A 24709-nucleotide genomic window follows, 5' to 3' on the forward strand; every position below is an offset into this window, starting at 1 on the left:
CCTGATTTACGGATTCCCCGATGCACAGCCTCGATCCCGCCGCCGCTTACGCCTTGCTTGGCTTGCAGCCTGAAGCCGTTCTGCTTGATTGCCGGACGGAAATCGAGCACATGTATGTCGGTCATCCGCTTGGCGCCGAACATGTTGCCTGGCAGGAAGGGCCGGATTGGGAAATCGACCCGGCGTTTGCCGACAAGGTCCGGCGGCTGGTCAAGGGAGATCTGTCTCGGCCGGTGCTGATCATTTGCCGGAGCGGTACGCGCTCGCTCGATGCCGGCCAGGCACTCGAAGCGGCGGGGTTTACCCAGGTGATCAATGTGCTGGAAGGGTTCGAAGGTCCGCTTGACGAGGATTTTCATCGCGGCACGCTGGGCGGCTGGCGTTTTCGCGGTCTACCCTGGCAACAGTCGTGATTTCTGGTGCGCCAGTGCGGCCAGTCCGCCGAGCAGCAGCATGCCACCCATGCCGAGCGCCAGCGTCAAGGTCGATCCCCAGAGAAGCGGGGCGATCAGGCCGGCGGCCAGGCTGTTGAATCCGGACTGGAAAAAAGTCTGGCAGGATGCCGCCAGTCCGCGCTGATCGGGAAAAGGGTCAAGCGCCAGGATGGTCAGGCAGGGCATCGCCAAAGCCATACCCAGGGTGTAAATAAAAAGCGGCAGCACACTCCATGGCAGGGCGGGCGGCAATGCCAGATTCAACACGAGGTTGATCGTCGCAGCGCTGGCCATTATTCCGTAGCCGAGTGCGATGGTGCCGCTCAGGGAACGTTTTCCGGCCAGTCGCCCGGAGAGCCACGAGCCGCTCATCAGTCCGCACATGGCCGGCCCGAACAGCCAGAGGAAGCCGGTTTCATCGATGCCAAGGTGCTGCATCAGGAAAACCGGGGCCGACAGGACGTAAATGAAGAACCCGACAAAATTCAGCGACAGGGCCGCACAGGCAAAGAGGAACGCCGGTGAGGTAAATACTTTCCAGTAAGTGCGGCCAAGGTAGCCGGGGCGCAGCGACTGGCGCTTTTCCGGCGGCAGGGTTTCCGGCAGCAGTTTCCAGCAGGCCAGCCAGAGTGCTGCGGTCGACAGGACAAGAAAGGCAAAAATCGAACGCCAGCCAAAAAAGGTTTGCAGCCAGCCACCGATGACGGGGGCGACGGCCGGGGCCAAGGCAAACATCATGGTGATTTGCGACATCAGGCGCTGAGCGGCCGGGCCGTCGAAAAGATCGCGGACAATCGCCCGGCTGATGACGATGCCGGCCCCGGCGGTCACGCCCTGCATGGCGCGCCAGAACCAGAGATGTTCGATGCAGGTCGCAAATACGCAGCCGGCCGAAGCAATACCGAACAGGGCGAGGGCGATCAGAATGACTCGGCGTCGGCCAAAGCGGTCTGAAATGGCGCCATGCCATAGCGTCATCACCGCAAAGGCCAGCAAATAAGCGGAGAGCGTTTGCTGGACTTCAAGCTGCGTCGCCCCGAGTTTGTCGGCGATGTCGTGGAAGGACGGCAGGTAAGTGTCGATCGAGAATGGCCCGAGGGCCGAGAGCGCGGCAAGCAGCAGCGCAATGCCGCGCGGTGCGGCTTTGGGTTCAGTCATGGGCAAGGCGGCGGTACTGGATGGCTTCGGCAATATGCGCGGCGGTGATGTCGTGGCTGGCGGCCAGATCGGCGATGGTGCGTGCAACCTTGAGAATGCGGTGCCAGGCGCGGGCTGACAGATTGAGCCGTATAGTGGCTTGTTTAAGCAGCTGTTTTCCGGCTTCATCGGGACTGCAGCACTGATCGACTTCAGCTGAATTCAGGCGGGCATTTGGTTTGTGCTGGCGAGCCCGTTGTCGGGCCTGCGCTGTTTCGACGCGTGCCCGAACCGTCGCCGATGCTTCTCCTGCGGCTTGTTCGGCCAGCGTGTCGGCTGGCAGGGCGGGAACTTCAATAAGCAGATCGATGCGGTCAAGAAACGGGCCGGAAAGCTTGCCGCGGTAACGGGCGATCTGGTCGGGAGTGCACCGGCATTTTCCCTGGCTGTCACCGTGAAAGCCGCATGGGCACGGATTCATCGCCCCAATCAGCTGAAACTCGGCAGGAAATTCAGCATGCCGGGCGGCACGGGCAATGTGCACACGGCCGGACTCCAGCGGTTCGCGCAGGGTTTCAAGGACCTTGCGATCAAATTCGACCAGTTCATCGAGAAAAAGCACGCCCTGATGTGCCAGGCTGATTTCGCCTGGGCGGGGCGGATTGCCGCCGCCAACCAGCGCGACGGCAGATGCTGTGTGATGAGGCTGGCGATAGGGTCGGACGCCGAAGTTTTCCGGTCGGAACAGGCCGGTGAGGGACAGCACGGCCGCCGAACTGCGTGCCGCATCGGGATCGAGGGCTGGCATCAGGCCGGGCAGGCGGGCCGCCAGCATCGACTTTCCTGAGCCAGGCGGACCGATCATCAGCAGCGAGTGATTTCCAGCGGCAGCGATTTCCAGCACACGTTTGGCTTGTGTCTGACCGCGCACTTCATTCAAGTCGGGGAAAACCGGCGCTTTTCTGTCGTCGACCGCGACAGCTCGGGGTAAAGCCTGCTGGCCGCCCAGATGTGCGCAGACTTGAAGCAGGGAGCGGGCGGCAAAAATATGATCGCTCCCGGTCAGGGCGGCTTCGTGAGCGCTGCTTTCGGGCAGGATGAAGGCCTTGCCCTGGCCTGTCTGGAGTGCCATGGCCAGTGCGCCGCGAACCGGACGTAATTCCCCGGAAAGAGACAACTCGCCGGCAAATTCGTAATCAGCCAGTGCGCGGGCCGGAATCTGGCCGCTGGCAGCAAGGATGCCGAGAGCGATTGGCAGATCGAAACGGCCCGACTCTTTTGGTAAATCGGCCGGGGCAAGGTTGACCGTGATGCGCTTGCTCGGGAATTCAAAGCCGGAATTGACGATGGCAGCGCGCACGCGGTCGCGCGCTTCCTTGACTTCGGTATCCGGCAGGCCGACCAATGCAAAACTGGGCAGGCCACTGGCCAGATGAACCTCGACGATGACCGGTGGGGCGTTGAGACCGTCAAGCCCTCGGCTGTGAGCGACGGCTAGCGCCATGTGGATTACTCGCCCGAGCGGGCTTTTTCCAGGGCCTCGACACGGGCTTCGAGTTGCTTGAGCTTCTCGCGAGTGCGGGCCAGCACCTGAGCCTGAATATCAAACTCTTCGCGGGTGACCAGATCAAGCTTGGAAAACATGCCGCTCATGACGGCCTTGGCGTTTCTTTCGATGTCCTTGGCGGGTGAGCTGGCCAGCAGGGCGCTCATCTTGGCGCCGATTTCTTCCATGGTTTTGGGGTCGAGCATGAGGTTCCTCCGTGATCGGCCAGTGTAACACAGCGGCGTAAGTCACTTTTCAGGATGGCCGCTCGTCGGTGGTGCGGGCAATAAAGTCTACGCACTCGATTGGTGCGTCTGTTTTCGGTTGGGAGCCGTAATCGCAGGGAGATCCTTTGATTTTGATCAAAAATGAGGCTGGCACGCCTCCTGCTACTGTTGAGCTGCATAAAACATTTTTGTTTATTTTATTTTGCTTGCAGGAGAGAAACCATGAAGAAATCACTGATTGCCCTGGCTCTGGTTAGTGCCTTTGCTGTTCCGGCCTTCGCCGAAGATGCTGCCCCGGCTCCGGCCCTGACCGCCAATGTTGGCGTCGTTTCCGACTACGTTTTCCGCGGTATCAGCCAGAGCCAGCACCAGCCAGCCCTGCAAGCCGGTGTCGACTATGCCCATTCGAGCGGCCTGTATATCGGCGCCTGGGGTTCTTCGATTGAATGGACCGACCGCAAGGACCTCCAGGTTCAGAAGGGTAACCGTGTCGAGCTCGACCTTTACGGCGGCTACAAGGGTGCCATCGGTGATTTCGGTTATGACGTCGGTGCTATTCGTTACTTCTACCCAGGCCAGTTTCAGGGTGCCGCCGGCGTGACGGCAAACACGACCGAAGCCTATATCGGTGGTAGCTGGAAGATCGTCAGCCTGAAGTACAACCACGTTGTTTCCAACAGCATTTTCAACTGGGGTGGTACTGCGGCCGATGCGAAGACGCAAGGTTCCAACTACACCGACCTGACGGTGACCTACCCGGTTGATGAAACGTTCAACCTGATCGCTCACCTCGGTCGTCAGAACATCAAGAACTACGGTGCTGCTTCCTACACCGACTGGAAGCTGGGCGCTACCAAGGATGTTGGCTTCGGTGTCGTGGGTCTGGCTTATACCGATACCACGGCCAAGGGCAAATCCGGTGAAGCCTACAACTGGGCAACCAAGGATGCATCCAAGGGCGTTCTGGCAGCGTCTTTCACCAAAACTTTTTAATTTGACTTAAGCCTTTTTCCACCGTGGGTGACCCGGCCGGCACCGGCGGTGGAAAACAAGCTAACAATCTACTGGGGAATTATTCATGAAATTCGTAACCGCCATCATCAAGCCATTCAAGCTTGACGAAGTGCGTGAAGCACTGTCTGCCATTGGCGTGCAGGGCATCACCGTCACTGAAGTGAAGGGTTTCGGCCGGCAAAAAGGGCATACCGAACTGTATCGGGGCGCTGAATATGTCGTCGATTTCCTGCCGAAAGTGAAAATCGAGGCTGCCGTGAAGAGCGAGCAGCTGGATCAGGTGATCGAAGCGATCGAAAAATCGGCCAGCACCGGCAAGATCGGTGACGGCAAGATTTTTGTCTTCGACGTTGAGCAGGTTGTTCGTATCCGGACCGGCGAAACCGGTACCGATGCCCTTTAAGGAGCAAACCATGAAACGCCTATTTGCATTGCTTGCTCTGGTCGGTGCCGTTACCTTCGGCGCACCGGCCTGGGCTGAAGAAAAGGAAGCAGCGACCCCGGTTGCCGCCGCCGTTGCAGCCCCCGCGGCTGTCGCTGCAGCTGCGCCAGCCGCAGCTACCCCGGTTGCTGCTCCGGCAGCTGCACCCTTGGTCCCCAACAAGGGTGATAACGCCTGGGTCATGGTCAGTGCTGCACTGGTCATTCTGATGTCGATTCCGGGTTTGGCCCTGTTCTACGGTGGCCTGGTGCGCACCAAGAACATGTTGTCGGTGCTGATGCAGGTGTTCGTCACCTTCTCGCTGATTTCCGTTCTCTGGGTGATCTACGGCTACTCCGCCGCATTCACCGAAGGCAACGAGTTCTTCGGCGTGCTCGACAAGCTCTTCCTCAAGGGTGTGACTGTCGAATCGGTGGGCGCAACCTTCTCCAAGGGCGTTGTCATCTCCGAGCTGGCTTTCGTCATCTTCCAGGGCGCTTTCGCAGCGATTACCTGTGGTCTGATCGTCGGTGCCTTTGCTGAACGTGCCAAGTTTGCCGCGATCCTGGTCTTCATGATCATCTGGTTCACGCTGTCATACATTCCGATGGCTCACATGGTCTGGTATTGGGCCGGTCCGGATGCCTACATCGATGCTGCGGCTGGTGAAGCTGCTGCCAAGACGGCTGGTTTCCTGTTCCAGAAGGGCGCGCTCGACTTTGCCGGCGGTACCGTGGTGCACATCAACGCCGCTGTTGCCGGTCTGGTTGGTGCCTGGTTGATTGGCAAGCGTACGGGTCTGGGCAATGTTTCGATGGCCCCGCACTCCCTGACCTTCACGATGATCGGTGCTTCCCTGCTGTGGTTCGGCTGGTTCGGCTTCAACGCCGGCTCTGCGCTCGAAGCCTCAGGCGGCGCTGCGCTGGCCATGGTCAACACCTGGGTTGCCACGTCTTGTGCTGCTCTCTCCTGGATGTGTGCCGAATGGATCCTGAAGGGTAAGCCTTCCATGCTGGGTGCTGCTTCCGGTGCCGTTGCCGGCCTGGTGGCAATTACTCCGGCAGCCGGTTTTGTCGGCGTGATGGGCTCGATCGTCATCGGCCTGCTGGCGGGTGTGGTTTGCCTGTGGGGTGTCAATGGCCTGAAGAAGCTGCTCGGTATCGACGACTCGCTCGACGTCTTCGGCGTGCATGGCGTCGGCGGCATCCTCGGTGCGATCCTCACCGGTGTCTTCGCTGACCCGGCACTGGGTGGTACGGGGGTCTATGACTACGTCGCCAATGCTGTCGGTCCTTACGACATGACGGCACAAGTGATCAGCCAGCTGTGGGGCGTCGGTACCGTCGTGGTCTGGTCCGGCGTGGTCTCCATCGTCGCCTTCAAACTGGTTGATATCGTGATTGGTCTGCGTGTGCCGGAAGATGAAGAGCGTGAAGGTCTCGACCTCACCTCGCACGGCGAAACGGCTTACCACCACTAATTCAAACGGTTTTTTGCTCTCTCCCTTCGGGCACCTTCGGGTGCCCGTTTTTTTGTCCGGAATTCACATCGCTGCCGGCCGCCCATGGCGGCCGGACCAGGGGCTTACTTGATCAGTGGAAGTAGGGCGCGGAACTCATCGGTGCCGGCTCGATGCAGCCATTCGAAGAGAACCATTTCGGTCGTCACGATACCGATGCCGGCAGCACGCATGCGCTCGATGGCGAACTGCCGGTTTGCCGCCGTCCGTGAAGAAGAGGCATCGGCGACGAGATAAACCTCAAAGCCTGCGTCGAGCAGGCCGAATGCGGTTTGCAGCACGCAGACGTGGGTTTCCGTCCCGGTCAGGATGACCTGTGAACGATGGGTGCTGCGCAGCAATTCGGTGATACCGGGTTCCGCGGCGCAGGAAAAGTGCGTTTTCTCGAAAAAACGGACGTTGACCGTGGAGTTTGCCGCTATTTGCGCAGTTGCGGCATCGCGAATGGCATCGACACTGGGGCCGAGGCCGCGCACATATTGTTCCGAGACAAAGCCGGGAACACCCAGCTGGCGAGCCCCATTCAGGAGGCGAACGCTGTTGGCGATGGCCTGCTCGCCCTCAAAAATGGCCGGCGCCAGCTTTTGCTGGAGATCGACGACCAGCAGCAGGGAGTCGTCGCGCCGGATCAGCATCAGCGGAAGACGACCGTCTTGTTGCCGTGCACCAGCACCCGGTCTTCCAGGTGATAGCGCAGGCCGCGGGCCAGCACCGTTTTTTCGGCATCCTTGCCGTAGCGCACCATGTCGTCCGGCGAGTCCGAATGGTCGATGCGGATGACGTCCTGCTCGATGATCGGCCCGGCATCCAGTTCGCTGGTCACGTAGTGGCAGGTTGCGCCGATCAGCTTGACGCCACGGGTGTAAGCCTGATGGTAGGGCTTGGCACCGGCGAAGCTGGGCAGGAAGGAATGGTGGATGTTGATGATCTTGCCGGGCAGCGCGTCGCACAGTGCCGGCGACAGGATCTGCATGTAGCGCGCCAGGACCATCGTGTCGCCGCGCACGTCGTCGAAGATGCGCTGAATTTCGGCGTAAGCCCCTTGCTTGTTGTCGGCCGTGACCGGCACATGATGGAAGGGAATGCCGTGCCACTCGACGAAGCCGCGGAAGGTGTCGTGATTGGAGATGACGCAGGGAATCTCGATATCGAGTTCCTTGGCCTGCCAGCGGGCCAGCAGGTCGTAGAGGCAGTGTTCCTGCTTGGAAACCAGTACGACGACACGTTTCTTGACGGCGCTGTCATTGATCCGCCAGTCCATCGACAGGGGCTCTGCAACTTCCGTCCGAAAACGTTCGCGGAACTCGGCCAGCAGGCAGGGCAGCGAACTGGCCTTGATCTCCAACCGCATGAAATAGCGGTTGGTCAGCGCATCGGAATGGAAGCTGGACTCAAGAATCCAGCCGCCCTGGCCGGCGATGAAGCCGGACACTTTGGCGATGATGCCGACCTGGTCGGGACAGGAAGCGGAAAGCGTGTAGAAACGGTCGTTGTGCATGTTGCCTTAAGCTGCCTTGGCGAAAGCCTTGTCGATTTCGGCGCGCAGCGCGTCGTAGTTGAGCACCACCGGGAACTGCGGGAATTCGCGGATGACGTTTTCCGGCGGATGGAACAGGATGCCGCCGTGGGCTTCGCCGAGCATCGCGGTGTCGTTGTACGAATCACCGGCCGCGACGATGGTGAAATTCAGTTCCTTGAAGCGCTGAACTGCTTCCTGCTTCTGGTTCGGCATGCGCAGGTGGTAATTGACCAGCATGCCGGAGGCGTCGGCTTCGAGCGAATGGCAGAACAGCGTCGGCCAGCCCAGTTGGCGCATCAGCGGGTGGGCGAATTCGTAGAAGGTGTCGGACAGGATGATGACCTGATAGTCCTCGCGCAGCTGGTCGAGGAAGGCACGGGCGCCGTCCATCGGGCCCATTTCGGCGATCACCTTCTGGATGTCCGGCAGGCCGAGCTTGTGCTCGCGCAGGATGTTCAGGCGATAGCTCATCAGCTTGTCGTAATCCGGCTCTTCGCGCGTCGTGCGCATCAGTTCGGGAATGCCGGTACGCTTGGAGAATTCGATCCAGATTTCGGGAACAAGGACCCCTTCGAGGTCAAGGCAGACGATTTTCACGGTGGGCTCCTGCGGAATAGTCGGAAAAACGGGATTTTACCCGATGCAAGGCGGGTTTTTGCCTGCTTTGTACGGGTTTTGTCGATTGACCGGGCCTGCGTCAGGCACCGATCAACCAGGATTTACCACATCAAATCGTCAGGGATCTTGAAGTCGGCATACGGATCGTCGGCCTCGACCTCATTGCTGGTCTTGTTGACCCGCACGACGAGCGAAGCATCGCGCTCGGCGATCTTGTCGGCGATGACCCGTGGCACCAGCTCGGTGCTCTCGCCCTGGCAGACAATGACCAGCCGTCCGGCAACCAAGTGTGTCTGGACTGCAGCAGAAACGTAGATCCGCTTGATCTTGTTGTCGTGCGTGAAGTTGTAGGCGATGTCACCGCCACCCTTGCCCTGGCGATTCTGCTGAATCATCTGGACGATTTGCGCAGCGATGGCCTTTTGCCGGGCAGCGGCATCGCGCTGGGCGTTCAGTTCGCGCGCCCGTTCGGCATTCTTGCGCTGTGTTTCGAGCGCTGCCAGACGGATTTCATCAACGCTTTGCGTACCGCTGCGGCGCTCGTCCTTCTTCTGGTTGGTTTTCTCGTGGTTGGCCTGTCGGACTTTCTTCTTGTCGACCAGACCGGCTTTCAAAAACTGTTCTTGCAAGGAGGCCATGTCTGCCACTCCAAAATATAGGTTTATCGCCAGCTTAGGCGGCGGCCGGTGAAAAGCGGCAGCATAACAAAAGCCCCTTGCCGTCCTGTTCCGGTCATCGAAATTTGCGCTGATCAGTCGACGGCCGGCAGTGCTTCCAGCGCTTCGTGGACTTCCAGCCAACGCATTTCGGCCTCGTCGATCTGCTCGCCAAGCCAGCCGGCCTGTTTGTGCATTTCTTCGCTTTTGGCGCGGTCGACCGCAGCATAGAACTCAGGATCGGCAAATTGCGTTTCGAGCGCCGCTTTTTCCTCATTCCACTTGGCCAGCTTCTTTTCCAGCTGCTCGATTTCCTTGACCAGCGGTCGACGCTGGGCGAGCACGGCCTGACGGCTGGCCTTGGCATCGGCCCGTTGTTGCAGGCGTTCATTTTTCTCGGCGGCGACATCGGGTTCGGCGGCCCGCTCGGCATTGCGCTGGGCGGCCAGCCAGGCGGCGTAGTCGTCCAGATCGCCATCAAAAGCCACCGCCTTGCCGTCGGCGACGAGCAGCAGGTCGTCGGCACAGGTGCGCAACAGGTGGCGGTCGTGCGATACGAAAACGACGCCGCCTTCGTAATCCTGCAGCGCGAAAGTCAGTGCTTCGCGCATTTCCAGATCGAGGTGATTGGTCGGTTCGTCGAGCAGCAGCAGATTCGGTTTGGTGCGGATCAGCAGGGCCAGCGCCAGCCGTGATTTCTCGCCGCCTGAGAAGGGTTCGATGGCGCGCATCGCCATGTCGCCGCGGAAATCGAACCCGCCGATGTAGTCGCGCAATTCCTGTTCCGGCGTCGTCGGTTCGAGACGCACCAGATGTTGCAGCGGCGACTCGTCCAGGCGCAGTTGTTCGAGCTGGTGCTGGGCGAAGTAGCCGATGTTGAGCGCCTTGGCTTCCTTGCGTTCGCCGTGCAATTGTTCGATGGCTCCGGCCAGCAGCTTGATCAGCGTCGATTTGCCGGCTCCGTTGCGGCCGAGCAGGCCGATGCGGCAGCCGGGGCGCAGCGTCATCGAGATGTTGTCGAGAATCTTGCGGTCGACATAGCCGGCAGACGCTTTTTCAATGGTCAGCAAGGGATCGGGCAGGGCGCTCGGCTCGCGGAAGCTGAAATGGAAAGGTGAATCGACGTGAGCCGCGGCGACGGTTTCCATGCGCTCCAGCATCTTGATCCGGCTTTGGGCCTGACGCGCCTTGGTCGCTTTGGCGCGGAAGCGTTCGATGAAACTGTTGAGATGGGCGACGACGCGCTGTTGAGCTTCGAAGGCTGATTGCTGGGCGGCCAGACGGGCGGCGCGGGCTCGTTCGTAGTCGGAATAGCCACCGCTGGTCAGGCTCAGGCGCTGAAGATCGATGGCGATGATCTGGCCGACCACCGCATCGAGGAAATCGCGGTCGTGGGAAATCAGCAGCAGCGTGGCGGGCGTGTTCTTCAGCCAGCTTTCAAGCCAGAACACGGCATCCAGATCGAGGTGGTTGGTCGGTTCGTCGAGCAACAACAAGTCGGCACGGCAGGACAGCGCACGGGCCAGATTCAGACGAACCCGCCAGCCGCCGGAAAACTCGGCGACCGGCCGGGAGAAATCGGCGTCCTTGAAACCCAGACCATGCAGCACCTCGGCCGCCCGGGCCTTGGCTGAATAACCGTCGATTTCGCCGTAACGGGCGTGCAGGTGGCCGATCGCTTCACCGTCGCCACGGGCTTCTGCCGCTGCCAGTTCGCGTTCGACACGACGTAGCTCAAGGTCGCCATCCAGCACAAAATCGAGTGCCGCATCGGGCAGGGCCGGTGTTTCCTGCGTGACGCGGGCGATATGCCAGCTGGCCGGCAGTTCGACATCACCGGATTCGGCATGCAGCTCGCCCGAGAGCAGGGCAAACAGGCTGGATTTGCCGCAGCCGTTGGCACCGACGACGCCCACTTTCCAGCCTGTGTGGAGTTGGACGGAGGCGTCGACGACCAGCGGGCGGCCGGCGCGGGCAAAAGTGACTTGGCGGAGGGCGATCATGGCAGCAACATTGATTTGGCGGCGAATTATAGCGGCGGGCTGATAAAATCCCGTGCATGATCAAGCAGATTCGCGCCGACCAGCTTCTTCCCGGGATGTACATCCACGATTTGAATTGTGGCTGGCTCGATCATCCGTTTTTTTCCAACGCCTTCGCGGTACGCGATCAGGCGACGGTTGAAAAGATCGTCAAGCTGGGTATCAAGACGCTATACATCGACACGATCAAGGGCGCCGATGTCTGGGCCGCCCCGACGCAGCACGATGTCAATGCCGACCTTGAACGCCGGATGCTGGAAATTGCCCAGAAGCAGGCCGAAAAGCCGGTGGTCGTCGAATTGCGCGAAGAGGTGGCGCGTGCCCGGCGCTTGCACGGCGAGGCCAACAAGATCGTGCGCAACATGCTGGAAGATATTCGCCTGGGCCAGCAGATCCAGATTGAACGTCTCGAACCGCTGGTTGAAAACATGGTCGATTCGATCTTTCGCCATCAGGATGCCTTGTTGCCGCTGGCGCATCTGAAGACCCATGACGATTACACTTTTGAGCACTCGGTCAGCGTTTGTGCATTGATGGTGGCATTCGCCCGCGGCATGAAATTGCCCCGTGAGACAGTCAAGGAACTCGCCCTCGGTGCTTTGCTGCACGATGTCGGCAAGGCCTGCGTGCCGGACGAAATCCTGAACAAGCCAGGCAAGCTGAATGATGACGAGTTTGAGCGCATCAAATCGCACGTCGATGAAGGTGTTCACCTGTTGCGCACGATGCCGGGGCTGGGTGAGGTATCGATGCAGGTCATCAGCCAGCATCACGAACGCTTTGACGGCACGGGATATCCGCATGCCATGTCCGGCAAGCAGATTTCCCTGCATGGCCAGATGGCGGCAATTGTTGATGTTTACGATGCCATTTCGTCGGAGCGGGTCTACCACCGTGGCATGTCACCGACGCAGGCGCTGAAGAAACTGCTCGAATGGAGCTCGCATCATTTCGATCCGCAACTGGTGCAATCGTTTATTCGTGCCATCGGCATTTATCCTGCTGGTACACTGGTCCGTCTGGAAAGCAAGCGGATGGGCGTCGTCACTGAGCAAAACGAAGGCAATCTGCTGGAGCCGGTAGTGCGTGTTTTCTACCATGCCGGCCAGTCACATTACGTCCCGCCCGAGATCGTTGATCTTTCGAAGGTGCAGGATCGCATCGCAAGTTTTGAAAGTTTTGAAAAATGGAAAATCGACCCCTATCAGTGGCTGCCCTCGTAATTGCCTTGCTGGCAGTTACGTTTTCGGCCGGGGCCGCAGAAAACCCGCCTGATCCTGCCCAGCTTGCAGACTGGGAGGCACGTCTTGAAAAAGCCGCTACCTTGCAGCGCGATGGCAAGGCCAGGAAAGATGCTGCAAGCAAGCTGTTCGAGAAGAAAAACGCCGAGTGTTTCAAGACTTTTCGGGTTTATGCCTGCCAGGAGACCGTGCAGGCCGAATACGTCGCCGAGGCCAATGAAGGGCAGCGCCTGGATAACGAAGGCCGGGCCATGGAGCGTCAGGTCAAAAAAGAGCAGGCCAGCGACAAGGCATTACGGCGTGCTGCAGAAGTGCCGAAGCGCGAGGCTGAGCTGGACGTCAGGGCGAGCGATACCGCTGCCGAGCGCAAGGCAGCCGCCGAGGCTGAAGCTGCGACGCGTGCGAGCAAATCGCTCAAGGCTGAAGAAGGGTTGAAGCGGCGTGCGGCAGATGCCGAGCGCCAGCAAAAGAAACGCGCCGACCACGAAGCCCGCCATGCGCGCCAGGTGGAAAAGGCCGAGCGCCGGGCTGCCGAAGCAGCCGCCAAGTCCGAGCAATAGGCCAGCCAGGGCGCACGCGTGATTCGCAAAATTTCCGTTCATGAGCTGTTGCCCGGCATGTATGTCGTCGATTTGCACCGACGCTGGCTGGACCACTCGATCTGGCGCCGACGTTTTCCGATTCGCGATCAGGCGCATGTCCAGAAACTGATTGCCGAGGGTTTCAAGGACGTCAGCATCGATACCGAGCGTGGGCTTGATCTGCCGCCTGTGTCGCCGATTGCCCGGATCAATGTTGTCGAGAAAAAGATTGAAACGCTGGTCGAGGCTGTGCGTGCCCGCCAGCCCAAGGTGTCGCTGGGCGAGGAGCGGCGCCGGGCCGCACGCCTGATTCACGAAGCCAGCGGCATGGTGACCGATCTGGTGCTCGCCGCACAGGCTGGTCGCGATGTCGATGCCGCGCGCCTTGAGCCGGTCGTCGGCAAGATGATCGAGTCGGTGATTCGTAATCCGGATGCGCTGGCCCCGCTGGCCCGCTTGAAACGGATGGATGCTTATGCCACCGAACATGCCGTGGCGACGTCGGCATTGATCATCGCCTTTGGCCAGCAACAAGGCATGCCCCAGCCGGAACTGGAAAAGCTGGCGCTCGGCACGATGCTCAAGGATATCGGCCATTCGGCGATTGATGCCAAATTGATGACGCGCCCCGGTTCGTTGTCGAAGTCCGAGTTCAGCGTGGTGCAAAGCCACGTCGAGGAAGGGCTGGCAGTGCTGGAGGCGACAACCCGTTTGTCGGAAACCTCGGTCGCCGTGGTGCTGGAACACCACGAACGCTACAACGGCTGCGGCTATCCCTATCGCATGGCTGGCGACGAGATTTCTCTGGCCGGGCGGATGGCGGCCATTGTCGATACCTACGATGCGATGACTTCGGATCGGCCTTACCGGCCCGCCATTTCACCGTCGCTGGCCTTGCGTCAGCTGTTCGATCAAGGGGGCAGCGACTTTGATCCCGAGCTGGTCTTGGCTTTTGTGCGTACCGTCGGCATTTACCCGGTCGGCACCCTGGTCAAGCTGGAAAGCGGGCATCTCGGCGTGGTTGAGCGCATCCACCAGGATAACCTGCTGGCACCGGTGGTCAGGGTGATTTTCCATGGCGGACGCCGGCAATACGTCGCACCGGTCGAGGTCGACCTGTCGCGCAAGATCGGCAACCACTACGGCCAGATCGTCAGCGCCGAAGATTACGAGCGTTGGGGCATCAGCCCCTTGCGCTGGCAACCTGTCTGATCAGCTTCTTGATCGGCGTCGGTACGCCGGCCTCGGCGGCCCGGCTCAAATCAATCCACTCAAGCCCGCTTTCACCCGTTGTCTGAACCGGCGCAACCGTGCACAGCACCGGCTGCAAAGTCAGGCGGAAATGCGTGAAAGCATGTTTGAGCGGCGGTAGCGGGCGCTGTTGCAAGGCTTGCAGTCCGAGTCGCGAGAGTACGGCCTCGGTTTCGCCTTCCGGCGGAACCAGCAAACCGCCCCACAAGCCGCTCGGTGGCCGCCGTTCAAGCAGCAATCGCGCACCATCGCTGATCAGGACAAAGCTGGCGCTACGTTCGGGCACTGCCGGACGGGGTTTGGCCATCGGCAATTCGGCCTGCCGGCCATCGCGCCGGGCGATGCAGTCGCTGCCCATCGGGCAATCATCGCAGCGTGGCCGGCTGCGCGTGCATAAGGTTGCGCCGAGATCCATCAAGCCCTGCGTGTAGACCGCGATATCGCTATCCGGCAACAGGCTTTCGGCCAGTCGCCAAAGTTCGCGGTCGACTGCCGTTGCACCAGGAAAACCTTCGATGCCAAATTGCCGGCAGAGAACGCGTTTGACGTTACCGTCGAGAATCGCCGCCTTTTTGCCGAAACAAAATGCGGCGATGGCTGCTGCGGTCGACCGGCCAATACCGGGCAATTCGGCGAGCTGCTCGGGCAAATCCGGAAATTTTCCAGCGTAGACCGCGACAACTTGCTGGGCGCAGCGATGCAGGTTGCGCGCCCGGGCGTAATAGCCCAAACCGGCCCAATGCTCGATCACCCGATCGATTGGTGCCGCTGCCAGGCTGGCGACATCGGGAAAACTGTCGAGAAAACGCTGGTAATACGGAATCACCGTGGCGACCTGCGTTTGCTGCAGCATGATCTCCGAGAGCCAGACGCGATAAGGGTCGCGCGTCTGCTGCCAGGGCAGGTCGTGACGCCCGGCAATCTTCTGCCAGGCAATCAGGCGTTCGTTAAATGAAGGGTGATTGGCCAAATTCTGCCTCGACGTGTGCTCCGGGAGCACGGATAATACGGCCTTTTGACGCAAATCAAACCGAGATGACCCAATCCCTGACCGATAGCCGAGCCCTGCGTAACGCCCTTGGGCGCTTTGCCACCGGCATCGCCGTAGTGACCGCCATCGACCCCGATGGCCACCCGATTGGATTGACCATCAATTCCTTCTCGGCCGTTTCGCTCGAACCCGCGCTGGTCCTTTGGTGCCTGGACAACCACTCGCACAACCTCGAAGCCTTCCGCCGCACCAGCCACCACGCCATCAACATTCTCGCGGTCGACCAGCAGGATCTGTCGAATCGCTTCGCCACCTGGCCGACCGACCGCTTTGTCGGCCTGCCCTGGCAAGCCGGTGCAGGTGGTGCCCCGGTCTTCCCGAACTGCTGTGCAACCTTCGAAGTCGCCAACGAAACCCAGCATCCCGCCGGTGACCACACCATTTTTATCGGCCGGGTTGAACGCTTCAACGAAACCGCTGACCTCGTTCCGTTGCTTTTCCACGCTGGCCAGTATCGCAAACTCGCCGATTGAGATTGAACCGCGCTGCTTCTGCGCTTAGAATGCCGGTCTGGACGCCTGAGCGGGCGTCGTATAATGGTAATACCCTAGCTTCCCAAGCTAGAGCCGTGGGTTCGATTCCCATCGCCCGCTCCACATCGAATTCAGGCAGGTCGTTGATCTGCAAAAGAAAAAGCCAACCCAAATGCGGTTGGCTTTTTTGTTGTCTGGGCAGAGTCTACTGGCAGAAAACCTTGCCCGGAAGCATTCAAACCGGATTCAAGCAAACATCGCGACGCTGGCGTGTTGCATGACGAGATTGCGGCCTGCTTGCTTGGCTTCGTAGAGTGCTTTGTCGGCCGCCTGGACCAGGGTTTTGAATTCTGTTCCCACATCGGCTGAGTCGGCAATGCCGATGCTGATGGTGCTGTGTATGTGCTGGCCGTCGAACAGGTAGGACGTGTCGGCGTAGATTTGTCGCAACCGCTCTCCCATCGCATAGGCTTCATCCTTGGCGGTGGAGGGGAGCAAAATGCAGAACTCTTCGCCTCCGTAGCGGCCAAAATAGTCGTCTGCCCGAATGGTTGTTTCGATGATTTTTGCGACGTGCTTGAGGACTTCGTCACCGACTTGATGGCCGAAGCGGTCATTCACCGTTTTGAAGTGATCCACATCGATCATCATGACGGCCATTGGTTTGCCGGTACGAATGCTGCGCGCTTGCACCCGCAAGGCTTCCTCTTCCAGCCGGCGACGATTGAATGCGCCAGTCAATGGGTCCTGCGAGGCGAGTTTGGCCAGTTCGCCGACCAGGCGATAGGCAAGCATCAGAACAAAGCCGAACATGGTGCTGAACTGAAGCAGGCAGATACCGAGGAAAGTCAGCGGATTGATCGGGATGTTCTGGAAAAGGCCGTAGGATTCGGTTGATGATTGCCACAGGATGGCTGCCCTGGCGAAAACCAGCACGGAGAGTGCGCCAAAGCTGATTCCTGTCAGCCAGTAGGCAATCCTGAGTGGTGCCTCGGCGGGGATCAATAATTCGCGAGCGCAGGCGATAAAAACAATGCCGAAGACGATGGAGTTTACAATTGCGCGGTTGGTGACATTGTTGTGAATTCCGGTGAACCATATCCCGCTGAAGAATATTGCCGCCACCGCTATCGCCACGAATTTCCAGTTGATCGGTTTTTCCTTGAAACGCTGGATGCCGGCGTATTGGAGGCAAAGTCCGCTAACAATGAGTACCGATGCGGCAACGATAGGCCACAGCAATTGATTGGGTAAGGTAGTGCTGAACGAGTAAGAGAAAGCAAACCCGCTCGCCATCAGCAGATTGGCCAGTGCCCAATGCCCGACCCCCTTGACGTTGCCGGTGTATCTTCCTACCAGTGCCAGAAGGCCCGAAAACATGAGTGTCAGGGCCGAAAAGACCAGCATGATGGTACGAACATCCAAGCTCATTGTGCTTCCTGATGTGTAGGCTGCAACAGTGTAACGTGGGTCGTGTTTTTCTAGCCGTCGACGCGCATCAATTTCGCTGTTGTCCGGGCGAATCAATCGCAAGGCTGACGAACTTTGGGCTGCCTTTAGCTGCTCGACTAATCGAGCAGCTTCCGCTGAACGAGGAATTTCTCAAGAATTTCAAGTCGGGAAAGTGGATCGTCGAGTTCAAGCAGCTTTTGCTTGGCCAGATTCTGAATTGGCAATATTTCAGTAATGCGATAACCGACCCACTCGGCATCGTCGAAGCGGTGCGGCTCCGGCATGCGTTCCGAGCCGAGGTCGCTGATGATCTTGCGCAGCAGCGGGAGCAGGCGCTGATGCTGGGGAGGGAGTGTCGCGCTCTGGTCGGCGATCAGCTCGACCTCGGCTTCGAGCAATTTGTCCTTGTTCTGCTGCGTTTCAAGGATGCGGAAGCGTTGGCCACCATGGGCAGTGATCTGCAGGATGCCCAGCTGCTCCATGTCCCAATGGCTGATCCGGGCCAGCGTGCCGACCGGCTGGGTGTCTGCGGCAGCACCGGTTTCTTCGCCTTGGGCAATCAGGCAAACGCCGAAGGGCTGATTGTCCTTCATGCACGCTGCGGCCATGTCGAGGTAGCGTTGTTCGAAGACCTTGAGCGGCAGGATGCCGCCGGGGAAAAGCACGGTCTTGAGCGGGAAGAGCGGAATTGCCCGGGTTTCGCGGGGTGATTCGCCCATGTTCCGACCGATGCCGAACCAGCCCATTATTCGCCCCAGCGCTGCATCAGCGTATGCGATATGCCGAGTTGGTCCATGACGCGCGCGACGACGAAGTCGACAATGTCCTGCACGCTTTGAGGATGGTGGTAGAAGCCGGGGCTGGGCGGCAGGATGACGGCGCCGGCCCGCGACAGTCTGAGCATGTTTTCCAGATGAATCGCGGAAAACGGCGTTTCACGTGGAACCAGCACTAACTTGCGGCCTTCCTTGAGGACGACATCGGCCGCGCGTTCGATCAGGTTGTCGGCCAATCCTTGGGCGATAGCCGCCAAGGTACCCATCGAGCAGGGGCAGATGACCATGGCGTCGGGTGGATTGGAGCCGGAAGCCACCGGGGCAAACCATTCCTCACGCCCGAAAACAGCCAGTTTTTCGGCGTCGACCGCAGGAAGGCGGGCGAGCAGTGCGGTTTTTGCGTCGCTTGGCCGCGAAGGCAGCTCGAACTCCATTTCCTGCCGGGCAACGACTTGCGATGCCTGCGAATAGAGTAACTGGACCTTGCAGCCGGCTTCCAGCAGGCATTCGAGCAGGCGCAAGCCGTAAGGCATGCCGGAGGCGCCGGTCAGTGCAAGGCAGATGGTCTTAGGCATGGTGTTGTTCCGAAGCAGCGGGTTCAGCCAGCAGTTTAGCTGCGATCAGACCGTTGATGGTGCCAAAGAACAGTGCCGCACCGGCAAAGACGGGCGTCAGCAGGAAAACGCCATCGTGCGGAATCAGCCAGAGCCTGGCGAGCAGCAACTGCCCGCCGATGTGGGCAAAAGCGGCGAGGATGGACAGACTGACCGGACCGAACCAGCGGCCTGGCAGATGGTGGGCAAGGCCCAGCGCCAGCAGGCTGAGCGTGGTGCCGGTTAGCGACAGGAAAAAGCCGGGCGCAAGAAAGTAGCCAAGCAGCAGGCTGCCGGCCAGTACACGCAGGCCGCTGACCCAGACCGCCGTGCCCCAGCCGTAGCGGGCCAGGACGACGAGCGTGACGATATTGGCCAATCCGGGTTTGATGCCGGGCAGCGGGGAGGGAATTGCTGCATCGACCAGTGACAGACCGACGGCAGCCGTTGCCAGCCAGGCCACGCGCCGGTCTTCGTCGCTGACGCGGAGTTCAATAACTGATCGAGTCATAGACACGGGTTCGGCCGCTGATTTGCAGACTGACGCGATTCGGGGCACAAATGGCGATTTCGCCGGGGCGCATCAGCCAGCCTTGGCGGACACAATATTGACGTGGACCGGGGTCGGAGACGACGCGGGCGCGGCCCGGTTCAATGGCGATCAGCGTCGTGCCGAGCGGGCCGGGGACTTCAAGCAGCTTGCGGCTGCGCAAATCGATTTCAGCGAAAATCAGGCCTTCCTGGCGGATGATTGCGCGGTCGGCCAAGCCTCCCTGCCAGAAAACCGGGATGCTGACGCCGACAATGCCGATACCGGCCAGCAGGATCAGCCAGTCGCCCGGACGAATCAGGGCCAGCCAGGGCATCAACTGCCGGCCAGGGTCCGGTGACGGACCAGCACACGAGCCTGGCTGGCGAATTCGCGGCTTAGCCACTCGGCGATATACACCGAGCGGTGCTGTCCGCCGGTGCAGCCGATGGCGACCGTCAGGTAGTTGCGGTTGTCGCGGATATAGCTCGGCAGCCAGTCGGCGACGAAGCGGCGGATATCGACGCGCATCCGGCAGACTTCGGCTTCGGCTTCGAGGAAAGAGACCACCGGCTGGTCCCGACCGGTCAGTGGACGCAACTGCGGGTCGTAGTGCGGGTTGGGCAGGCAGCGGACATCGAAGACCAGATCGGCATCGAGCGGCAGGCCATGTTTGAAGCCAAACGACTCGAACATCAGCGTCAGGCCCTGGCCGGGCTCGGCTTCGATGAACTGGCGTACCCACTCGCGCAGGGCGTTGGCTTTCAGATTGCTGGTATCGATACGATGGCCGAGATCGGAAATCGGGCTGATCAGATCGCGCTCGGCGCGGATGGCCTCTTCCAGCGTCTGGCCTTCGGTAGCGAGCGGATGGCGGCGGCGTGATTCGGAATAACGCTTGAGCAGCGTTTCATCGTTGGCGTAGAGGAACAGGAAGTTGAGCCGGATACCTTCATCGCGCAGGATTTCCAGTTTGCCCGGCAGGCGTTCGATCCCATCACCGGAGCGGGCATCGATGCCAACAGCGACTTTCTTGATGCTTTCTTCGCCGAGCATCCGGATAAGGACAGTCAGCATCACGACCGGCAGGTTGTCGACGCAGTAGTAGCCAGCATCTTCGAGAAGATTGAGGGCGACGGACTTGCCTGAGCCGGAGAGGCCGCTAATCAGAATGAGATCCATCTGACGGAGCATAATCAAGGCGACGCGCCGGATCAACCCAAGGCATAATTGAAGGAAACAAGGAGACACCCATGCCCCCGACCCTTCCTTTGCTCAATTTGCCCTTTCTCGCCGAGTTGACCGCGCAAAGGCGCGATATTCACGCTCATCCGGAACTGGCTTTCGACGAAAACAGAACGGCCGATCTGGTCGCGCGCGAACTTGAACGCTACGGCCTCGAAGTCCATCGCGGGATTGCCAAGACCGGTGTGGTGGGTGTCTTGCGGGCCGGTACTTCTGGCCGGATGATCGGCTTGCGGGCCGATATGGATGCCTTGCCGCTCGCCGAATTGAACGAATTTCCCCATCATTCGCGGCATGCCGGGAAAATGCACGCCTGCGGCCACGATGGTCATACGGCGATGCTGCTCGGTGCTGCCCGTTATCTTGCGGCCGAACCTGATTTTGACGGAATTGCCGTGTTCATTTTTCAGCCAGCCGAAGAGTCGGAGGGCGGCGCAGCGGTGATGATCGAGGATGGTTTGTTCGAGCGCTTCCCGGTCGAGTCGGTGTTCGGCCTGCATAACTGGCCGGGCATTCCTGTTGGCGAAATGGCGGTGATGCCTGGCCCGGTCATGGCCGGTACCTGTGGTTTCGAAATTATCGTGCGCGGCCATGGTTGCCACGCCGCGATGCCGCATCAGGGCGTCGATTCGATCGTCGCCGGTGCGCAACTGGTCCAGGCCCTGCAAACGGTGGTCAGCCGCACATTGCATCCTTGCGACTCAGCCGTGGTCAGTGTGACCCAGTTCCATGCCGGCGAGGCCTGGAACATTATTCCGGAAGAAGTGGTGTTGCGCGGCACGATCCGCAGTTTCAAGCCGGAGGTTCAGGAAAGCGTCGAGCGGGCGATCGAACGTTTGTGCAGCGGGATTGCTGCGGCCAATGCGGCTCAGATCAGTGTTCATTTTGATCATCGCTATCCGCCTACGGTCAACAGCGTTCCGGAGGCAAATTTCTGTCGGGATATTGCTGCATCGGTATTTGGAAGAGAGCGAGTGCTCACTGATATCTTGCCGTCTATGGGCGCAGAGGATTTTGCCTACATGCTGCGGGAAAAGCCGGGTTGCTACGTCTGGCTTGGTAACGGCCCGGGAACCGGCGGCTGCACGCTGCACAACCCGCATTACGATTTCAACGATGAATTGCTGACCCTGGGCGTTAATTACTGGGTCCGGCTGGTTCAGCAGGCCTTGCCGAAGCCCTGACCCCGTCTAACCGGCCAGTAGTTCACCATCTTCCATTCGCAGGGCATTGACGAGCAGGAGTTCCCGTTCCAGACGTTCGACCAGTTGGTCGTCGCGCAAATTGAGGTAGCGGCGATTGACGTCGGTGGCGAAAGGCAGGCCAAGAATGAAGGTCGGGAATTCGGCAATCGGCAGGCGCCGCTTCTCCATCATGGCGAAGGCGGTAATCACCTTGATCGCATGCCAGGCGAGCAGTTCGATATTGGCTTCGAAACCGGCGAGCCGACGAAAAGCACGCTCAAAAGCCGTGTCGACCGTGGCAAACGGGCTGCCATGGCCGGGAATGACTGTTTGTATCGGTAGTCGAGCGAGCATGTCCAGCGTTTCCCGGGTGCTTCGCAAGCCGTCGGCTTCGCCGAGCAGTTCCGGAAAAATGACGCCAAAACCATTTTCCCACAGGGCGTCGCCAGAAATCAGGATGCCTTTTTCCGGATTGAAGTAGGCCAGCGCTTCCATGTCGTGACCGGGAACGGCCAGCGCCTGCCAGACCAGTTCGCCCATTTCCAGTTCGCTGCCGGCTCCGATCAGCAGATCGTGTTGAAAGCGGGTTGATTGCTGGCCGAGCGGCGAAAGCAGCAGGGCGTCTTCATCCCAGTCGGCAATGGTGGCGTGCAGGCCGGCCGGTACGGCAATTTCACAGCCGAATGCGGCCTGCAAGGCGGCATTGCCGCCGATGTGATCGGAGTGTGAATGGGTGTTGATCAGCCGCTTGAGGGATCGACCCGCCAGCGTGTGCCCCACCAGTTCGACGGTTTGCGCAGCATGGGTCGAATAGCCACTGTCGACCAGGGTGGCCTGGTCGCCATCGAAACAGAGAATATTGTTGGCTGAGAGCCAACCACGCTCAAGAACGACCAGTGTTTCCGGCAGGTCGAGACTCATTCCGGCGTATCCGGGTCGTTGCTTGTCGTGGGGGCTGAAAAAACCGGAGGGCTGAGTTCGGCGACGATTTGCGGCGAATCGATTGGTGGACGACCGCAGCCAAGGCAGTAGCCGGAATCGGGGTCAGCCTGACAGATGCCGACGCAGAGGTAGAGATCTTCTTCGTTGTTCATGAATTCAGTTCGTGTTCTGGCGCTGGGGGGCGGTGTCTGCAGCACTGCTGGCTGAACGGCGTGTAGCGATCCGGTTCAGGATGTTGCGCCGCTCATGGTCGTCCGTACGTGCCCAGACGGTGATTTCTTCAATTGTCCGGAAACAGCCGGTGCACAGGCCGCTGCGGGCATCCATCCGGCAGACGTTGATACAGGGTGATTTGAGCATTTAGATGAGCATGAAACGATGTTGCTGGTCGCGCACCATTTCAACGGCCTCAAGGGCCTCGTCGCGGTGAATGCGGGCGAGTGTGACGAGATGAAGACGCTTGTCGCGGGCCGTTAGTTCCGGGAAATTGAGGGTGTGCACGCTGAGATCGTCATCGGCGGTCTTATCGCTGACCACACCGAGGCGGTCAACGTTGACGCTGTAAGGGGTCAGTTTGAGCGATGGCTCGGGGGCCAGAAGGAAATCGGCCAGCGCCTCGATCAGGTGCTCGGGCATCAACAATTCGGCAGTCTGGCGCAGGCGTGCATCGAGGTCGGCCAGATGCCGGGTATGTACCTCGTAAGCGTTACCCGGTGTCGTGCCTTGCAGAATGGTCAGGTGCGCCCGTTCGGCCGAGGCGTCGGCGCGCAGGCCCTCGCGTTCCTGACGCAGCGTTTCAACGTGGTCATGGAAGGTACGCAGCAAACTGTCCAGCGCGCGCTGGCGGAGTTTTTCCAGCGTGGTTTCAAGCTGGCAGCAGGGTTCGATCAGCGTCTGGTCCGAGAAATAGAGAACTAGTTGGGGAACGTCGTTCTGGATCATGTCGCCCTGCTGGGCCATGCCGAGCTGTTTTTTCTGCTGGCGGCGGGCGGCGAACAAGGCGTAAAAATATTCGTTTTCCCAGCAAGCCGGTTCGGCCAGAAAGTCACGAATGGCCTGGCTGCGGCCGAGCATCTGGTCAATGTCATCGGCGGTTGCAAACAGCGCATGGACCAGCGGATCGTTGGAAAACGCCTGTCGATTGATGTCGACCGGGCCAGGCAGTGCAGCGATCAAGCCGTCGCAATAGCCGAGGGCATGTTCGAGCGGCAATTGCAGGCGGTGCTGAAAACCGGGTGCCGCCTTGAGCATCGGATTGACCAACTCGGCAACCCGGTCGAATGCATGACTGAGCATCGGACTGGGAGGCGGAGTTGGTTTGAATAGATCGGTGACGCTGGAAAAAAGACTCACACGCTCGCTTGGCTACATAAAGCCCGGCCGGCCTTGGCGCCATTCGGGCGATTGATGGCACTGGAAATCCAGTCGCCGATAAGCGCCAGTTTAGCCAGATCGATGCCGGTTTCAATGCCTAGCCCGTGCAATAAATAGACAACATCTTCCGTCGCGACATTGCCGGATGCGCCCTTGGCGTAGGGGCAGCCACCCAGCCCGGCGATCGAACTGTCGAAAACGGAGACGCCTGCCTGCAGTGAGGCATGAATGTTGGCAATCGCCATGCCGTAGGTGTCGTGATAGTGGCCGGCCAATTTGGCGACCGGGATGCGTTTGGCGCAGGCTTCGATCATCCGGCTGATCGAAGCCGGATTGCCGACGCCGATGGTGTCGCCGAGCGAGACTTCGTAGCAGCCCATGTCGAACAGGGTCTGGGCGACGCTGGCCGCCTGTTCCGGATCGATGGCGCCCTCGTAGGGACAGCCGACGACGCAGGAAACGTAGCCGCGAACCTTGATTTCCAGTGCCGATGCGGCTGAAACGATGGGTTCGAAGCGTTTCAGGCTCTCGGCGATGGAGCAATTGATGTTTTTGCGCGAAAAACTCTCGGAGGCGGCACCAAAAATGGCGACTTCAGTCGCACCGGCCTGTACGGCCGAGTCAAAGCCCTGCAAATTGGGCGTCAAAACCGGGTAGACCGCAGCAGGGTGGCGGGTGATGCCGGCCATTACCGCGCTGTTGTCACCCATCTGCGGCACCCATTTGGGCGAGACGAAGGAGGTGGCCTCGATGACGCTGACGCCGGCATCGGCCAGCCGGTTGATCAGTTCGATCTTGATTTCGGTCGGAACGACCTGCTTTTCGTTTTGCAGGCCGTCACGCGGCCCGACTTCGACAATCTTTACTTTGTTCGGTAGCGACAT

The 24709-nt window shown here is 59.9% G+C and carries 29 protein-coding genes and 1 tRNA gene; 10 read left to right on the plus strand and 20 right to left on the minus strand.

All coding sequences use genetic code 11. The features are described 5' to 3' along the window. The first annotated feature begins 20 nt into the window (after window positions 1-20). On the plus strand, window positions 21-413 hold the full coding sequence (locus tag GBK02_RS02035; RefSeq protein ID WP_203468120.1) for a rhodanese-like domain-containing protein: 393 nt from the start codon (window positions 21-23) through the stop codon (window positions 411-413). Here the strand turns inward: GBK02_RS02035 and GBK02_RS02040 are convergent. From GBK02_RS02040 to GBK02_RS02050, 3 genes are read right to left on the minus strand one after another with little or no spacing between them, the layout of a single operon-like run. After that, on the minus strand, window positions 393-1592 hold the full coding sequence (locus GBK02_RS02040) for a multidrug effflux MFS transporter (RefSeq protein ID WP_203468121.1): 1200 nt from the start codon (window positions 1590-1592) through the stop codon (window positions 393-395). The genes GBK02_RS02035 and GBK02_RS02040 overlap by 21 nt on opposite strands. After that, window positions 1585-3075, minus strand: coding sequence for a YifB family Mg chelatase-like AAA ATPase (locus tag GBK02_RS02045; protein WP_203468122.1), 1491 nt, complete (start codon window positions 3073-3075; stop codon window positions 1585-1587). The genes GBK02_RS02040 and GBK02_RS02045 overlap by 8 nt, the downstream gene beginning before the upstream one ends. Before the next feature lie 5 nt (window positions 3076-3080). After that, a complete protein-coding gene (locus tag GBK02_RS02050; RefSeq protein WP_203468123.1) occupies window positions 3081-3323 on the minus strand; it encodes an accessory factor UbiK family protein in 243 nt (80 codons plus the stop codon). A gap of 243 nt (window positions 3324-3566) precedes the next feature. On the opposite strand from GBK02_RS02050, the gene GBK02_RS02055 reads away from it, so the two are divergent. From GBK02_RS02055 to GBK02_RS02065, 3 genes are all read left to right on the plus strand, one after another. Continuing rightward, window positions 3567-4337: a TorF family putative porin gene (locus GBK02_RS02055; protein ID WP_203468124.1), complete on the plus strand. Its 771-nt coding sequence runs from the start codon at window positions 3567-3569 to the stop codon at window positions 4335-4337. A gap of 85 nt (window positions 4338-4422) precedes the next feature. After that, complete coding sequence (gene glnK, locus GBK02_RS02060) at window positions 4423-4761, plus strand: P-II family nitrogen regulator (protein WP_119489942.1); 339 nt, start codon at window positions 4423-4425, stop codon at window positions 4759-4761. A gap of 10 nt (window positions 4762-4771) precedes the next feature. After that, on the plus strand, window positions 4772-6259 hold the full coding sequence (locus tag GBK02_RS02065) for an ammonium transporter (protein WP_203468125.1): 1488 nt from the start codon (window positions 4772-4774) through the stop codon (window positions 6257-6259). Between the two features lie 104 nt (window positions 6260-6363). Here GBK02_RS02065 and GBK02_RS02070 read toward each other — a convergent pair whose 3' ends face one another. The 5 genes from GBK02_RS02070 to GBK02_RS02090 form a co-directional block, all read right to left on the minus strand. Next, window positions 6364-6933 carry a hydrolase gene (locus GBK02_RS02070; protein ID WP_203468126.1) on the minus strand — a complete coding sequence of 190 codons (570 nt, stop codon included), beginning with the start codon at window positions 6931-6933 and terminating at the stop codon, window positions 6364-6366. Next, complete coding sequence (purU, locus tag GBK02_RS02075) at window positions 6933-7796, minus strand: formyltetrahydrofolate deformylase (RefSeq protein WP_203468127.1); 864 nt, start codon at window positions 7794-7796, stop codon at window positions 6933-6935. The genes GBK02_RS02070 and purU overlap by 1 nt, the downstream gene beginning before the upstream one ends. Before the next feature lie 6 nt (window positions 7797-7802). After that, window positions 7803-8414, minus strand: a complete 612-nt coding sequence (gene thrH, locus GBK02_RS02080) for a bifunctional phosphoserine phosphatase/homoserine phosphotransferase ThrH (protein ID WP_203468128.1) — start codon at window positions 8412-8414, stop codon at window positions 7803-7805. A gap of 122 nt (window positions 8415-8536) precedes the next feature. Then, window positions 8537-9073 (minus strand): DUF2058 domain-containing protein, encoded by a 537-nt coding sequence (locus GBK02_RS02085; protein ID WP_203468129.1) that lies wholly within the window; start codon window positions 9071-9073, stop codon window positions 8537-8539. A 113-nt stretch (window positions 9074-9186) separates the two neighbouring features. After that, entirely contained in the window at window positions 9187-11094 is a 1908-nt protein-coding gene (locus GBK02_RS02090) for an ATP-binding cassette domain-containing protein (protein WP_203468130.1), read from the minus strand. Between the two features lie 56 nt (window positions 11095-11150). Between GBK02_RS02090 and GBK02_RS02095 the strand changes: the two genes are divergently transcribed. From GBK02_RS02095 to GBK02_RS02105, 3 genes are read left to right on the plus strand one after another with little or no spacing between them, the layout of a single operon-like run. Continuing rightward, window positions 11151-12356 carry an HD-GYP domain-containing protein gene (locus GBK02_RS02095; protein ID WP_203468131.1) on the plus strand — a complete coding sequence of 402 codons (1206 nt, stop codon included), beginning with the start codon at window positions 11151-11153 and terminating at the stop codon, window positions 12354-12356. After that, the gene (locus GBK02_RS02100) at window positions 12341-12934 is read left to right on the plus strand and encodes a hypothetical protein (RefSeq protein ID WP_203468132.1); all 594 of its coding nucleotides are present in this window, start codon (window positions 12341-12343) and stop codon (window positions 12932-12934) included. Before GBK02_RS02095 ends, GBK02_RS02100 begins: the two co-directional genes overlap by 16 nt. Window positions 12935-12952: 18 nt before the next feature. After that, on the plus strand, window positions 12953-14167 hold the full coding sequence (locus GBK02_RS02105; protein WP_203468133.1) for an HD-GYP domain-containing protein: 1215 nt from the start codon (window positions 12953-12955) through the stop codon (window positions 14165-14167). On the opposite strand, the gene mutY is transcribed toward GBK02_RS02105, so the two are convergent. Beyond that, window positions 14139-15176, minus strand: coding sequence for an A/G-specific adenine glycosylase (gene mutY, locus GBK02_RS02110; RefSeq protein WP_203468134.1), 1038 nt, complete (start codon window positions 15174-15176; stop codon window positions 14139-14141). The genes GBK02_RS02105 and mutY overlap by 29 nt on opposite strands. A gap of 65 nt (window positions 15177-15241) precedes the next feature. Here mutY and GBK02_RS02115 point away from each other — a divergent pair, with 65 nt between their 5' ends. Next, on the plus strand, window positions 15242-15730 hold the full coding sequence (locus GBK02_RS02115) for a flavin reductase family protein (RefSeq protein WP_203468135.1): 489 nt from the start codon (window positions 15242-15244) through the stop codon (window positions 15728-15730). A gap of 49 nt (window positions 15731-15779) precedes the next feature. Next, window positions 15780-15853: transfer RNA gene (locus tag GBK02_RS02120), tRNA-Gly, on the plus strand. 123 nt (window positions 15854-15976) lie between these two features. Here GBK02_RS02120 and GBK02_RS02125 read toward each other — a convergent pair. The 6 genes from GBK02_RS02125 to rapZ form a co-directional block, all read right to left on the minus strand. Beyond that, the gene (locus GBK02_RS02125; protein WP_203468136.1) at window positions 15977-17161 is read right to left on the minus strand and encodes a GGDEF domain-containing protein; all 1185 of its coding nucleotides are present in this window, start codon (window positions 17159-17161) and stop codon (window positions 15977-15979) included. Window positions 17162-17298: 137 nt separating this feature from the next. After that, a complete protein-coding gene (locus GBK02_RS02130; RefSeq protein WP_203468137.1) occupies window positions 17299-17928 on the minus strand; it encodes an LON peptidase substrate-binding domain-containing protein in 630 nt (209 codons plus the stop codon). Next, the gene (locus GBK02_RS02135; RefSeq protein WP_203468138.1) at window positions 17928-18533 is read right to left on the minus strand and encodes a flavin prenyltransferase UbiX; all 606 of its coding nucleotides are present in this window, start codon (window positions 18531-18533) and stop codon (window positions 17928-17930) included. The genes GBK02_RS02130 and GBK02_RS02135 overlap by 1 nt, the downstream gene beginning before the upstream one ends. Beyond that, entirely contained in the window at window positions 18526-19062 is a 537-nt protein-coding gene (locus tag GBK02_RS02140; RefSeq protein ID WP_203468139.1) for a Gx transporter family protein, read from the minus strand. Before GBK02_RS02140 ends, GBK02_RS02135 begins: the two co-directional genes overlap by 8 nt. Beyond that, the gene (locus GBK02_RS02145) at window positions 19043-19417 is read right to left on the minus strand and encodes a NusG domain II-containing protein (protein WP_203468140.1); all 375 of its coding nucleotides are present in this window, start codon (window positions 19415-19417) and stop codon (window positions 19043-19045) included. The genes GBK02_RS02140 and GBK02_RS02145 overlap by 20 nt, the downstream gene beginning before the upstream one ends. Next, window positions 19417-20262 (minus strand): RNase adapter RapZ, encoded by an 846-nt coding sequence (gene rapZ / locus GBK02_RS02150; protein WP_203468141.1) that lies wholly within the window; start codon window positions 20260-20262, stop codon window positions 19417-19419. The genes GBK02_RS02145 and rapZ overlap by 1 nt, the downstream gene beginning before the upstream one ends. Before the next feature lie 71 nt (window positions 20263-20333). On the opposite strand from rapZ, the gene GBK02_RS02155 reads away from it, so the two are divergent. Beyond that, window positions 20334-21509, plus strand: a complete 1176-nt coding sequence (locus GBK02_RS02155; RefSeq protein ID WP_203468142.1) for a M20 aminoacylase family protein — start codon at window positions 20334-20336, stop codon at window positions 21507-21509. Window positions 21510-21515: 6 nt separating this feature from the next. On the opposite strand, the gene GBK02_RS02160 is transcribed toward GBK02_RS02155, so the two are convergent. The 5 genes from GBK02_RS02160 to GBK02_RS02180 are packed head-to-tail and all read right to left on the minus strand — an operon-like array spanning window position 21516 to window position 24709. Further along, complete coding sequence (locus GBK02_RS02160; protein WP_203468143.1) at window positions 21516-22430, minus strand: MBL fold metallo-hydrolase; 915 nt, start codon at window positions 22428-22430, stop codon at window positions 21516-21518. Then, the gene (locus GBK02_RS02165; protein WP_203468144.1) at window positions 22427-22603 is read right to left on the minus strand and encodes a DUF1289 domain-containing protein; all 177 of its coding nucleotides are present in this window, start codon (window positions 22601-22603) and stop codon (window positions 22427-22429) included. The genes GBK02_RS02160 and GBK02_RS02165 overlap by 4 nt, the downstream gene beginning before the upstream one ends. Window positions 22604-22607: 4 nt before the next feature. After that, window positions 22608-22811 carry a DUF1289 domain-containing protein gene (locus tag GBK02_RS02170; RefSeq protein WP_203468145.1) on the minus strand — a complete coding sequence of 68 codons (204 nt, stop codon included), beginning with the start codon at window positions 22809-22811 and terminating at the stop codon, window positions 22608-22610. Continuing rightward, a complete protein-coding gene (locus GBK02_RS02175; protein WP_203468146.1) occupies window positions 22812-23804 on the minus strand; it encodes a hypothetical protein in 993 nt (330 codons plus the stop codon). It abuts the gene before it with no gap. Further along, window positions 23801-24709 carry a hydroxymethylglutaryl-CoA lyase gene (locus tag GBK02_RS02180; protein ID WP_203468147.1) on the minus strand — a complete coding sequence of 303 codons (909 nt, stop codon included), beginning with the start codon at window positions 24707-24709 and terminating at the stop codon, window positions 23801-23803. The genes GBK02_RS02175 and GBK02_RS02180 overlap by 4 nt, the downstream gene beginning before the upstream one ends.

This window comes from Dechloromonas sp. TW-R-39-2 (assembly GCF_016864195.1).
Classification (GTDB): Bacteria; Pseudomonadota; Gammaproteobacteria; order Burkholderiales; family Rhodocyclaceae; genus Azonexus.